This is a genomic window from Streptomyces sp. NBC_00224 (assembly GCF_041435195.1).
GTDB lineage: Bacteria > Actinomycetota > Actinomycetes > Streptomycetales > Streptomycetaceae > Streptomyces.
Genome location: NZ_CP108106.1, coordinates 2,369,310 through 2,381,019, shown reverse-complemented (window position 1 = coordinate 2,381,019; position 11,710 = coordinate 2,369,310). Strand labels below are relative to the sequence as shown.

The window sequence follows — 11,710 nt, the reverse complement described above, 5'->3', positions numbered from 1 at the left end:
ACCCTGGGAACCGGCCTTCTCGTCCCTCCAGGAGGTGTGCCCGGATGACCACCACGGTTCCCGTGCCCGTTACCGGTACGGCCGAAGGATCGGCCCTCGAAGCCGTCTTCCTGGACATGGACGGCACGCTGGTCGACACCGAGGGGTTCTGGTGGGACGCCGAGGTGGAGGTCTTCGCCGCGCTCGGCCACCCTCTCCACGAAAGCTGGCGCGATGTCGTGGTGGGCGGGCCCATGACCCGCAGCGCCGGGTTCCTCATCGAGGCGACGGGCGCCGACATCACCGTCCCCGAGCTCACGGTGCTGCTCAACGACCGCTTCGAGGCGCGCATCAGCCGCGGGGTCCCGCTGATGCCGGGAGCCGCCCGGCTGCTCGGCGAGCTCGCCGAGCACTCGGTGCCGACCGCCCTGGTCTCGGCCTCGCACCGGCGGATCATCGACCGGGTCCTGCACTCGCTGGGCGCGCGCAACTTCGCTCTCACCGTCGCCGGGGACGAGGTCGGCCGCACCAAGCCGCACCCCGATCCGTATCTGTTCGCCGCCTCCGGGCTCGGCGCGGACCCCACCAGATGCGCGGTCGTCGAGGACACCGCGACCGGTGTGGCGGCCGCCGAGGCGGCCGGCTGCCGGGTGGTGGCGGTGCCGTCCGTCGCGCCCATCGAGCCCGCCTCGGGCCGGGTCGTCGTCGATTCCCTCGAACAAGTCGACCTGGCTTTTCTGCGGACCCTGATCACACGGATGAACTGATCCGTTCACACAGCGTGCCCCTTGAATGCGGCGCAAACTCATCGCATCCGGCCGTGCATTTTCCGTGACCTCGCAAGGGCTTCGCGGCACCGTCGCAACGGTGGAATTCACGACGCGTCAATGCATGTCAAGGGGGTGACGTTCGTCACCTGATCTGCCGTCAGTGACCGGCTTCAAGGGCATCTCGCGGCGCTCGGGAGGTGCCCTTGTGTCCTGTTTGGGTATCTCCTGTACGAAAGATTCCGCCGCCTCGATATCGGCGGGCCGCTATTTCCGGCCACTGCGTGGCGTGTGAATGGAGCAGGCCCAGTACGGGCTTTCCCGGCCCGCCCACTAATCTCGTCGCGAGAACTTCGCCGCACCCTCAACTGCCCCGGCACCCACCAAGCCGCCGGGCGCGCAGGTCCGATCGTACGTACCGGCCCGATCGCCCCCGCCCCGACCGGGCGGCCGCGGCGGAGTGATTCGTACACCGCTGTACCCCAGTGCCGGACACATAGGGAGAACGTCCAGGATGAACCGCAAGACTTTGGTGCTGCCGGCCGTAGTGGGCCTGCTCGCCCCCGTACTCGCCGCATGTGGCGGGGCAGGAAGTGGGGGCGGCGGCAAGGCCATCGTCGTGGGCACCACGGACCAGTTCGTGGTCACCAAGGACGCGCCCGCTCCCTTCGACCCGGCCTACGCGTACGACACCGGTGCCTGGAACGTGCTGCGCCAGACCGTGCAGATGCTCGTCCACGTCCCGCGCGGCGGCGGCGAGCCCGTCCCGGACGCGGCCTCCAGCTGCTCGTTCACCGACAAGGAGAACGAGAGCTACCGCTGCAAGCTGCGCAGCGGCATCAAGTTCGCCGACGGCTCCAAGCTGACCGCCGCCGACGTCCACTACTCCATCCAGCGCGTCCTGAACATCAAGGACGGCAACGGTCCCGTCGCGCTCCTTGAGAACATCGACACGATGGAGACCAAGGGCGACGACGAGATCGTCTTCCATCTGAAGACCCCGGACGCCACCTTCCCGTACAAGCTCGCGACGCCCGCCGCCGCGATCGTGCAGAAGGACAAGTACCGGCCGAAGGCGCTGCGCGGCGGCTTCGAGGTCGACGGCTCCGGCCCGTACACCCTCAAGGCCGAGTACGACGGCGACAAGGTCGTCAAGGCCGTCTTCAGCAAGAACCCCCATTACAAGGGGGACTTGAAGGTCAACAACGACAAGGTCGAGCTGCGCTCGTTCGCCGACGCCGATTCCATGGGCGCCGAGCTGGAGTCCGGCAAGATCGACCTGATGACGCGTTCCATGTCGCCGGACCAGATCCAGAAGTACTCGGTCACCCCGCCGAAGAACGTCAACCTGGTCGAGATGCCCGGCCTGGAAATCCGTTACCTGGGCTTCAACACCAACGACCCGTCGGTGAAGAACAAGGCCGTCCGCCAGGCGATGGCCGCCGTCGTCGACCGCGGCGCGCTGGCCTCCAAGGTGTACGGGGCGACCGCCGAGCCGCTCTACTCGCTCATCCCGACCTCGATCGCCGGGCACACCAACTCGTTCTTCAACAAGTACGGCGAGCCGAGCAAGCAGAAGGCCTCCGCCATTCTGAAGGCCGCGAATGTGTCCACCCCGGTGAAGCTCACGCTGAACTACACGAGCGACCACTACGGCCCGGGCACCGCCAAGGAGTTCTCGATCCTGCGGGACCAGCTGAACTCCACCGGCCTGTTCGCCACCACGCTCAAGGCGACCGACTGGCCCAAGTACCGCCCGGCCCAGAAGGCCGGCGAGTACGCCGTCTACGGCCTCGGCTGGTTCCCCGACTTCCCGGACCCGGACAACTACGTCGCGCCCTTCCTCGGCCGCGACAACTTCCTCAACTCGCCGTATTCCAACGTCGAGGTGCGCAACACCCTGATCCCGGAATCCCGCGTCGCGGCCGACCGCAACCAGGCCTCCAAGCCGTTCGAGAAGATCCAGGACATCGTCGCCAACGACGTCCCCGTACTGCCGCTGTGGCAGGGCAAGCAGTACGTCGCCGCCCGCAGCGAGATCACGGGCACCGAGTGGGCGCTCAACTCCTCCGCCGACCTCCAGCTCTGGGAGCTGGGCCGCGGCGTGAAGTAACGCAGGACCCGGCCGCGATATTCACGTGCCGGCAAGCAATTTCAGTGAGGCTGCGTCTCCCCGGGACAACCCGGACCCCAGCCGAACAACGACTGTGAGGCACTTGCACGTGAAGATACGGAACCGATGGCTGACGGCCCCGCTCGCCGCGGGGCTGGCAGCCGGTCTCCTCAGCGGCTGCGGCTCGGAGGACGGGTCCTCGTCCGGGAGCGGCGCGTCGGTGGTCATGGGAATGTCGGACGACATCCTGGCCACCGACCCGGCCTCCGGTTACGACCCGGGCTCCTGGCTGCTGTTCAACAACGTCTTCCAGTCGCTGCTCAGCTTCCCCAAGGGGAGCACCGCCCCGCAGCCCGAGGCGGCCGAGCGCTGCTCGTTCGACAAGGGCGGCTCCCAGGTCTTCCGCTGCACCCTGCGCTCCGGTCTGAAGTTCTCCAACGGCCACGCGCTGACCTCCGAGGACGTCAAGTTCTCGTTCCAGCGGGTACTGAAGATCAACGACGCCAACGGGCCCGCGCCGCTGCTCTCCACCCTGGGCAAGATCGACACCCCGAACGAGCAGACCGTCGTCTTCCACCTCAAGGTGCCGGACGCCACCTTCCCCAGCAAGATCGCCTCCGGTGCCGGCTCGATCGTCGACCACGAGACGTACCCGGCGGACAAGCTGCGCACCGACGGCAAGGCGGTCGGCTCGGGCGTCTACAAGCTGGACGCGTTCGGCGAGAAGCAGGCGAGCTTCTCGGTCAACTCCAGCTACAAGGGCAATGCCAAGGTCAAGAACTCCGGCATGACCATGAAGCTCTTCCACGGCCGGCAGAAGGACCTGGCGGACGCGCTGAAGAACGGCGACGTGGACCTCGCCTACCGCGGTCTCACCGCCAAGGACATCGCCGACCTCCAGGCCACCAGCGTGGTGGACAAGAAGGGCGTCAAGGTCGTCGAGGGCACCAGCGCCGAGGTCCAGCACCTGGTCTTCAACATGAACGACGCGGTCGCCGGCAAGCCCGCCGTCCGCAAGGCCATCGCCTACCTCGTCGACCGCGAGGCGCTGGTGCGCGACGTCTACAAGTCGACCGCGACGCCGCTCTATTCGATCGTCCCGTCCGGCATCACCGCGCACAGCACCTCGCTGTTCGACATGTACGGCGGCAGCCCGCAGCCCGCGAAGGCCAAGCAGGTCCTGCACAAGGCCGGCATCACCGGCAAGGTGAAGCTCACCCTGTGGTCCACGCCCATCCGCTACGGACCGGGCACCGACGACGAGATGCGGGCCATCGCCAAGCAGCTCAACGCGAGCGGGCTGTTCGACGCCGAGGTGCAGTCCGTCGAGTTCAAGCAGTACGAGAAGGACATCGCGGCCGGCAAGTACGGCGTGTACGTGAAGGGCTGGATCCCGGACTACCCGGACCCGGACAACTTCACCTCGCCGTTCTTCGGCAAGGACAACGTGCTGTCCAACCACTACGTGAACAAGGCGATCACCGACGAGATCATCCCGTCGACGGCCGCCACGGAAGACCGCTCGGCCACCGAGGCCGACTTCGCCCGCCTCCAGGACCTCGTCGCCGCGGACCTGCCGCTCCTGCCGCTGTGGCAGGGCAAGCAGTACGCGGTGGCCCGCGAGGGCGTGGTCGGCCTGGAGTGGACCCTGGACCCGTCGACCGTGTTCCGGTTCTGGGAGATCAGCAAGAACTAGCGGGGGCGCGGCCCCGAGGGGGTGCGGGGGCTTAGCCTCCGCACCCCTTTTTTCTACTGCGCTCCGGGCCGGACCAGTCCGCTCTCGTACGCGTACACCGCCGCCTGGACGCGGTCGCGCAGCCCCAGCTTCGTCAGCACATGGCCGACGTGCGTCTTCACCGTCGTCTCGCTGACGAACAGATCCGCGGCGATCTCCGCGTTGGAGAGCCCGCGCGCCACCAGCTTCAGGACCTCGACCTCGCGGTCGGTGAGCGTGTGCAGCGTGTCCGGGACCGGCTCCTCGCCCGAGGGCAGATGGTCCGCGTACTTGTCGAGCAGGCGGCGCGTGATCGACGGGGCGAGCATCGCCTCGCCCGCCGCGACCACCCGGATCGCCTGCACCAGCTCATTGGCGGGTGCGTCCTTCAGCAGGAAGCCGCTGGCCCCCGCCTTCAGCGCCTCCACCACGTACTCGTCGAGGTCGAACGTGGTCAGCACCAGCACCTTCGCCGGGCCGTCCTTGCCCGGGCCGCTGATCTGCCGGGTCGCCTCCACACCGTCCATCCGGGGCATCCGGATGTCCATCAGCACCACATCGGGCTGGAGCGCCCGCACCTGGTCGAGGGCCTGGAGACCGTCACCGGCCTCGCCCACCACCGCGATGTCCTGCTCGGCCTCCAGGATCATCCGGAAACCGGTGCGCAGCAGCGGCTGGTCGTCGACCAGTAGGACGCGGATAGCCACGGGAACTCCTCATCAGGATTGCTGGACCGGGTCCATTCTGCCCTGCTCATCCTGCGTCGATCCGGCCGGGAGCACCTGCAATGGATAGACCGGGGGAGTCCCCCCGAATTCCGGACAGACCGCCTGGTGGTCGCACCAGCCGCACAGCTTGCTCGGCCGCGGCCGCCAGTCGCCCGTCTCGGTGGCCAGCCGGATCGCCTCCCACAGAGCGTGCAGCTTCCGCTCCACCTGGTGCAGATCCGCCTCCACCGGGTCGTACGTCAGCACGTCACCGCTGCCCAGGTAGACCAGCTGGAGACGGCGCGGCAGCACGTTCTTCAGCCGCCACACCACCAGGGCGTAGAACTTCATCTGGAACAGCGCGCCCTCCGCGTACTCCGGACGCGGGGCCTTGCCCGTCTTGTAGTCGACGATGCGGACCTCACCGGTCGGCGCCACGTCGACCCGGTCGATCACCCCGCGCAGCCGCAGCCCCGACTCCAGCTCCGTCTCGACGAAGAACTCCCGCTCCACCGGCTCCAGAAGCGTCGGATCCTCCAGCGAGAACCACCGCTCCACCAGCCGCTCGGCATCCGCCAGCCACTTGGTCAGCCGCTCGCCCCCGGTGTCCTCGGCGAACAGCTCCGTGAGCTCCGGCTTCGACTCAAGGAGCCGGTCCCACTGGCCGGGAATCATCGCCTTCGCGCGCGGAGCGGTCCGCTCCGCCGCCGGGTCGTCGAAGAGGCGCTCCAGCACCGCGTGCACCAGCGTGCCGCGCGTCGCCGCCTCGCTCGGCTTCTCGGGGAGCTTGTCGATCACCCGGAACCGGTACAGCAAGGGGCACTGCATGAAGTCGTTCGCCCGCGACGGCGACAACGACGCGGGGCGCTGGGCCGCCGCGGCCCCTCCGGTGCTCGTATCCATGACACAGACCCTACGACCCGCCACTGACAGCGAGCGGAATACCATCGACGACGAGCCCCCTCACACTGCATGATCGAGACAGAAGCACCGACGAAGGGACACCGTGGACGAGAGCGGCGACAGCAAAAGGCCGCAGTCCGGCGCGGGGGACGAAGGTCCCGGCGCCGCGCCCGACAACGGCAAGTCGCCCCGTGGACCCGAGCCGGGCGGCGGAATCCTCATGGGGCGCCCGTTCGGCGTGCCGGTCTACGTCGCACCCAGCTGGTTCCTGGTCGCCGCCCTCATCACCTGGGTCTTCGGCGGCCAGCTCGACCGCGTGCTGCCCGAGCTCGGCGCCGCCCGCTACCTCGTCTCGCTCTTCTTCGCGGTCGCCTTCTACGCCTCGGTGCTGGTGCACGAGCTCGCCCACACCGTCGCCGCGCTGCGCTTCAAGCTCCCCGTGCGCCGTATCCAGCTCCAGTTCTTCGGCGGTGTCTCCGAGATCGAGAAGGAGACCGAGACGCCGGGCCGCGAGTTCGTGCTCGCCTTCGTCGGCCCGCTGCTCTCCCTGGTCCTGTCCGGCCTGTTCTACATCGGGATGCAGGCCGTCGAGCCCGGCACCGTCCCCGGGGTCCTGCTCGCCGGGCTGATGATCTCCAACCTGATCGTGGCGGGCTTCAACCTGCTGCCCGGTCTGCCGCTGGACGGCGGCCGGATGCTCCGCGCCGTCGTGTGGAAGATCACCGGCAAGCCCATGAGCGGCACCGTCGCCGCCGCCTGGGTCGGCCGTGCCCTCGCCGTCACCGTCCTCATCGGCCTCCCGCTGCTCACCCAGACCGGCGCCCTCGGCAACGCGCCCGAAGAGGTCGACGGCATGGACACCGTCACCGACGCGCTGCTCGCCGCGATCCTCGCCGCGATCATCTGGACCGGCGCGGGCAACAGCCTGCGGATGGCCCGGCTGCGCGAGCACCTGCCGGAGCTGCGCGCCCGCAACCTCACCCGCCGGGCCGTCCCCGTCGAGTCGGCCACCCCCCTCTCCGAGGCGCTGCGCCGGGCCAACGAGGCCGGGGCGCGCGCCCTGGTCGTCGTCGACGGCCACGGCGACCCCACCGGCCTGGTCCGCGAGGCCGCCATCGTCGGTGTACCGGAGCACCGCCGCCCCTGGGTCGCGGTCAGCGGGCTCGCCCAGGACCTCACCGATGGCATGCGCGTCCCGGCCGAGCTGGCCGGCGAACCGCTCCTCGACAAGCTCCGCGCCACCCCCGCCACCGAGTACCTGGTCGTCGAGGAGACCGGAGAGATCTACGGAGTGCTCTCGGCGGCCGACGTCGAGAAGGCCTTCGTGGCGGCGATGGCCCGGCCCACCCCGTAACCGCCCGGCCCCCTGTCCGCGCAGGCCGTGGCGTTCCGCGGTCAACAGGGCCGGTACCCTGTTCGTATGTCCGAACCGACCGGTGCCGCCCGCCGTCGCGGGCCCTTCAAGGTCGGGGACCAGGTCCAGCTCACCGACCCCAAGGGACGCCACTACACGTTCACGCTCGAAGCCGGGAAGAATTTCCACACCCACAAGGGTTCCTTCCCGCATGACGAGCTGATCGGTGCTCCCGAGGGCAGTGTTGTCCGTACCACGGGAAACGTCGCCTACCTCGCGCTGCGCCCCCTGCTCCCCGACTTCGTCCTGTCCATGCCCCGCGGCGCCGCCGTGGTCTACCCCAAGGACGCGGGGCAGATCCTGGCCTTCGCCGACATCTTCGCCGGCGCCCGCGTCGTCGAGGCCGGGGTGGGCTCGGGCTCGCTGAGCGCGTTCCTGCTGCGCGCCGTCGGCGACCACGGAATGCTGCACTCCTACGAGCGCCGCGAGGACTTCGCCGAGATCGCCACGCAGAACGTGGAGCGCTACTTCGGCGGACCGCACCCCGCCTGGCAGCTCACCGTCGGCGACCTCCAGGACAACCTGTCGGACACCGACGTCGACCGCGTCATCCTCGACATGCTCGCTCCCTGGGAGTGCCTGGACGCCGTGTCCAAGGCGCTGGTGCCCGGCGGCATCCTCTGCTGCTACGTGGCCACCACCACCCAGCTCTCGCGCACCGTCGAGTCCATCCGGGAGATCGGCTGCTTCGCCGAGCCGCAGCCCTGGGAATCGATGATCCGCAACTGGCACGTCGAGGGCCTGGCCGTCCGCCCCGACCACCGGATGATCGGCCACACCGGCTTCCTCGTCACCGCCCGCCGCCTCGCGGACGGTGTCGAGCCCCCGATGCGCCGCCGCCGCCCCGCCAAGGGCGCGTACGGAGACGACTACGAGGGCCCCAACAAGGACTGACGAGCCCGTCAGCTCAACGCACCGGCGCCGCCGCCGAGTTCCCGGACACTCCGGGGAACTCGGCGGCGGCGCTTTTCCGTTGGAGGTACGGGCACGGCGAAGCCGAAGGGGGCGCAGAACCTCCGGACCCCGCTGTTCCGCCCGACTGTGACGTGTGGCACGATGCTGGCCACTCCCACCACCCGCATCACCCCTCACAGGAGACCTCCCGCGTGCAGACTGCCGCCGTCCCCGAGCTCGCGCACACCCACGCCCGCCCGGTGCACTGGCTGGCCACGGCCGCCGTGATGGCCGGGGTGGTGGCGCTGGCCGGCTGGCTGCAGCCGGACGCCGCCAAGGCCTCCCAAGGGGCCGCGGGAGCCCGCACGGCAGCGGCTCCGGCCCCGAACGCGGCGGCCGTCGCCTACCCGCTCCAGTGCGGCACGGTGGGCACCCAGGTAGCGGCCCAGGCTGCGGGGGACCTCGACGGCGACGGCAGCCCCGAGACCGTGGCCGTCGTCCACTGCCGGGCCGGCTCGGGCACCCCGCCGAGCGGGATCTACGTCCTGACCCGGCCCGCCGTGAAGGGCGCCCCGCCGCGCCTGGTGGCGACGCTGGCCGACCCCCGGGAGAAGTTCGGCGTCTCGGGCCTCGCGGTCCAGGACGGGACGGTCACGGCCACGCTGCTCGGCTACTCGTCGCCGAGCGTGCCGCGCTGCTGCCCCGACGAGGAGCAGAAGGCCAAGTGGCGCTGGCAGGGCGGGAAGTTCGTCCGGAGCACCCAGTCCCAGGCGCTGGGCGCCTGATCCGTCACCTAGCGTACGTACTTCGTCACGTACCGTCTCAGTCGGCGTCCGGTCCGTACACCTCGGTGCTGTCCGAAACCCGTCGTACGTGAATGCAGTCGCCCGGGCAGTCCTTCACCGAGTCGACGACGTCCTGGAGCAGCGGCAGCGGGACCGGCGCCACGGCGCCCGGTGTCTGCAACAGCTCGTCCTCGGCGCTCTTCACATAGGCCAGACCATCGATGTCCAGCTCGAAGACCTCGGGCGCGTACTGCACACAGATGCCGTCGCCGGTGCAGAGCTCCTGGTCGATCCAGACCTCAAGAGCGTCGTTCATGTTGCCTGCCGTTCGTGCGCGGTGCTGTGTTGGTGCGGAGTGCCACACCGGCCGGGACAGCCGAGCAATCGGCACCAGTCCTGACGGGTGTTGACCGACTCGACGATACAACCGCCCGCTTTCCGATGTTGATGGGTGGGTATTCCCCTGGCGTGAGGGAGAGCGCAAGGGTGAAGATCGGACACACCCCGCAGTCTTTGTGATCTAGGGGTTTCAATCACCACCCGCCCAGGTAGGGTCAGGAAGCGTCCAGCTCCCCTTGGAGGAGGTGAGGACCGTGGCAGCCCACGACGACGACATCAACCGCGGCATCCGGCCCGGGCGGGGGTCTGAGGACCCAGCCGGCCAGGTTGCCTATCTAGAGCAGGAAATCGCCGTCCTGCGACGCAAGCTCGCCGACTCTCCGCGTCATACGAGGATTCTCGAAGAGCGGATCGTCGAGCTGCAGACCAACCTGGCGGGCGTGTCCGCGCAGAACGAGCGGCTCGCCAATACGCTCCGCGAGGCCCGGGACCAGATCGTGGCCCTCAAGGAGGAGGTCGACCGGCTCGCACAGCCGCCGGCCGGTTTCGGTGTCTTCCTGCACGCCAACGAGGACGGCACCGCCGACATCTTCACCGGGGGCCGCAAGCTCCGGGTGAACGTCAGCCCCAGCGTCGAGCTCGACGAGCTCCGGCGCGGCCAGGAAGTCATGCTCAACGAAGCGCTCAACGTGGTCGAGGCCATGGAGTTCGAGCGCGCCGGGGACATCGTCACCCTCAAGGAGATCCTTGAGGACGGCGAGCGCGCCCTGGTGGTCGGGCACACCGACGAGGAACGGGTGGTCAGGCTCGCCGAGCCGCTGCTGGACGCCACCATCCGCCCCGGCGACGCCCTCCTGCTCGAACCCCGCTCCGGCTACGTGTACGAAGTGGTCCCCAAGAGCGAGGTCGAGGAACTGGTCCTCGAAGAGGTCCCGGACGTCGACTACGAGAAGATCGGCGGACTCGGCGGCCAGATCGAGATGATCCGCGACGCGGTCGAGCTCCCCTACCTCTACCCGGACCTCTTCAAGGAGCACGAACTGCGGCCGCCCAAGGGCATCCTGCTCTACGGTCCGCCCGGCTGCGGCAAGACGCTCATCGCCAAGGCCGTCGCCAACTCGCTCGCCAAGAAGGTCGCGGAGGTCACCGGCCAGCCCGCGGGGAAGAGTTACTTCCTCAACATCAAGGGCCCCGAACTCCTCAACAAGTACGTCGGAGAGACCGAGCGGCACATCCGCCTCGTCTTCCAGCGAGCCCGCGAGAAGGCCAGCGAGGGCACCCCCGTCATCGTCTTCTTCGACGAGATGGAGTCCCTCTTCCGCACCCGCGGATCCGGTGTCAGCTCGGACGTGGAGAACACCATCGTCCCCCAGCTGCTCGCCGAGATCGACGGTGTGGAGGGCCTGGAGAACGTCATCGTCATCGGCGCCTCCAACCGCGAGGACATGATCGACCCCGCGATCCTGCGGCCCGGTCGGCTCGACGTCAAGATCAAGATCGAGCGCCCGGACGCGGAGGCGGCCAAGGACATCTTCGCCAAGTACCTCACGGCATCCCTGCCGCTGCACGCGGACGACCTGTCCGAGCACAGCGGTTCCAAGGACGCCGCGGCACACGGGATGATCCAGTCCGTCGTGGAGCAGATGTACGCGGAATCCGAGGAGAACCGCTTCCTGGAAGTCACGTACGCCAACGGCGACAAGGAAGTCCTCTACTTCAAGGACTTCAACTCCGGCGCCATGATCCAGAACATCGTGGACCGGGCCAAGAAGATGGCCATCAAGGCCTTCCTCGACCACAACCAGAAGGGCATCCGCGTCTCCCACCTCCTCCAGGCCTGCGTGGACGAGTTCAAGGAGAACGAGGACCTGCCCAACACCACCAACCCCGACGACTGGGCCCGTATCTCCGGAAAGAAGGGCGAACGGATCGTGTTCATCCGTACCCTCGTCACCGGAAAGCAGGGCGCGGACACCGGACGCTCCATCGACACCGTGGCCAACACCGGTCAGTACCTGTAGCACACAGGGCGGCTGCGGGTGCCCGACCGGGGCATCCGCAGCCGACTGCTTTTCCGGCCAAAAACAGGCCACAG

Annotated in this window: 10 protein-coding genes; 7 read left to right on the top strand and 3 right to left on the bottom strand. The window is 68.7% G+C overall.

The window, feature by feature from the left end; translation table 11 throughout:
- Nucleotides 1-44 precede the first annotated feature (44 nt).
- From OG965_RS10665 to OG965_RS10655, 3 genes are all read left to right on the top strand, one after another.
- A complete protein-coding gene (locus OG965_RS10665) occupies nucleotides 45-746 on the top strand; it encodes an HAD family hydrolase (protein ID WP_371651502.1) in 702 nt (233 codons plus the stop codon).
- 514 nt (nucleotides 747-1,260) lie between these two features.
- Nucleotides 1,261-2,859: an ABC transporter substrate-binding protein gene (locus tag OG965_RS10660; protein ID WP_371651500.1), complete on the top strand. Its 1,599-nt coding sequence runs from the start codon at nucleotides 1,261-1,263 to the stop codon at nucleotides 2,857-2,859.
- 109 nt (nucleotides 2,860-2,968) lie between these two features.
- Nucleotides 2,969-4,555 carry an ABC transporter substrate-binding protein gene (locus tag OG965_RS10655; protein ID WP_371651498.1) on the top strand — a complete coding sequence of 529 codons (1,587 nt, stop codon included), beginning with the start codon at nucleotides 2,969-2,971 and terminating at the stop codon, nucleotides 4,553-4,555.
- A gap of 53 nt (nucleotides 4,556-4,608) precedes the next feature.
- Here the strand turns inward: OG965_RS10655 and OG965_RS10650 are convergent, their stop codons facing one another.
- Together OG965_RS10650 and OG965_RS10645 are read right to left on the bottom strand one after the other, a co-directional pair.
- The gene (locus OG965_RS10650) at nucleotides 4,609-5,280 is read right to left on the bottom strand and encodes a response regulator transcription factor (protein ID WP_053723497.1); all 672 of its coding nucleotides are present in this window, start codon (nucleotides 5,278-5,280) and stop codon (nucleotides 4,609-4,611) included.
- 12 nt (nucleotides 5,281-5,292) lie between these two features.
- Complete coding sequence (locus OG965_RS10645; protein WP_371651496.1) at nucleotides 5,293-6,183, bottom strand: RecB family exonuclease; 891 nt, start codon at nucleotides 6,181-6,183, stop codon at nucleotides 5,293-5,295.
- A gap of 103 nt (nucleotides 6,184-6,286) precedes the next feature.
- On the opposite strand from OG965_RS10645, the gene OG965_RS10640 reads away from it, so the two are divergent.
- The 3 genes from OG965_RS10640 to OG965_RS10630 all read left to right on the top strand — a co-directional run bounded on the left by OG965_RS10640 (nucleotide 6,287) and on the right by OG965_RS10630 (nucleotide 9,276).
- Nucleotides 6,287-7,537 (top strand): site-2 protease family protein, encoded by a 1,251-nt coding sequence (locus OG965_RS10640; protein ID WP_371651494.1) that lies wholly within the window; start codon nucleotides 6,287-6,289, stop codon nucleotides 7,535-7,537.
- A gap of 66 nt (nucleotides 7,538-7,603) precedes the next feature.
- On the top strand, nucleotides 7,604-8,491 hold the full coding sequence (locus OG965_RS10635) for a tRNA (adenine-N1)-methyltransferase (RefSeq protein ID WP_328313834.1): 888 nt from the start codon (nucleotides 7,604-7,606) through the stop codon (nucleotides 8,489-8,491).
- A gap of 212 nt (nucleotides 8,492-8,703) precedes the next feature.
- Complete coding sequence (locus OG965_RS10630; protein ID WP_371651490.1) at nucleotides 8,704-9,276, top strand: hypothetical protein; 573 nt, start codon at nucleotides 8,704-8,706, stop codon at nucleotides 9,274-9,276.
- A 37-nt stretch (nucleotides 9,277-9,313) separates the two neighbouring features.
- Here the strand turns inward: OG965_RS10630 and OG965_RS10625 are convergent, their stop codons facing one another.
- Complete coding sequence (locus OG965_RS10625; RefSeq protein ID WP_371651488.1) at nucleotides 9,314-9,592, bottom strand: ferredoxin; 279 nt, start codon at nucleotides 9,590-9,592, stop codon at nucleotides 9,314-9,316.
- A gap of 277 nt (nucleotides 9,593-9,869) precedes the next feature.
- Here OG965_RS10625 and arc point away from each other — a divergent pair, with 277 nt between their 5' ends.
- Nucleotides 9,870-11,636 (top strand): proteasome ATPase, encoded by a 1,767-nt coding sequence (arc, locus tag OG965_RS10620; RefSeq protein WP_371651486.1) that lies wholly within the window; start codon nucleotides 9,870-9,872, stop codon nucleotides 11,634-11,636.
- Nucleotides 11,637-11,710 lie beyond the last annotated feature (74 nt).

Coding starts and splice junctions, on each gene's coding strand:
- OG965_RS10665 (WP_371651502.1), top strand. CDS start 45: ATGACCACCACGGTTCCCGTGCCCGTTACCGGTACGGCCGAAGGATCG.
- OG965_RS10635 (WP_328313834.1), top strand. CDS start 7,604: ATGTCCGAACCGACCGGTGCCGCCCGCCGTCGCGGGCCCTTCAAGGTC.
- OG965_RS10645 (WP_371651496.1), bottom strand. CDS start 6,183: ATGGATACGAGCACCGGAGGGGCCGCGGCGGCCCAGCGCCCCGCGTCG.
- OG965_RS10625 (WP_371651488.1), bottom strand. CDS start 9,592: ATGAACGACGCTCTTGAGGTCTGGATCGACCAGGAGCTCTGCACCGGC.
- OG965_RS10660 (WP_371651500.1), top strand. CDS start 1,261: ATGAACCGCAAGACTTTGGTGCTGCCGGCCGTAGTGGGCCTGCTCGCC.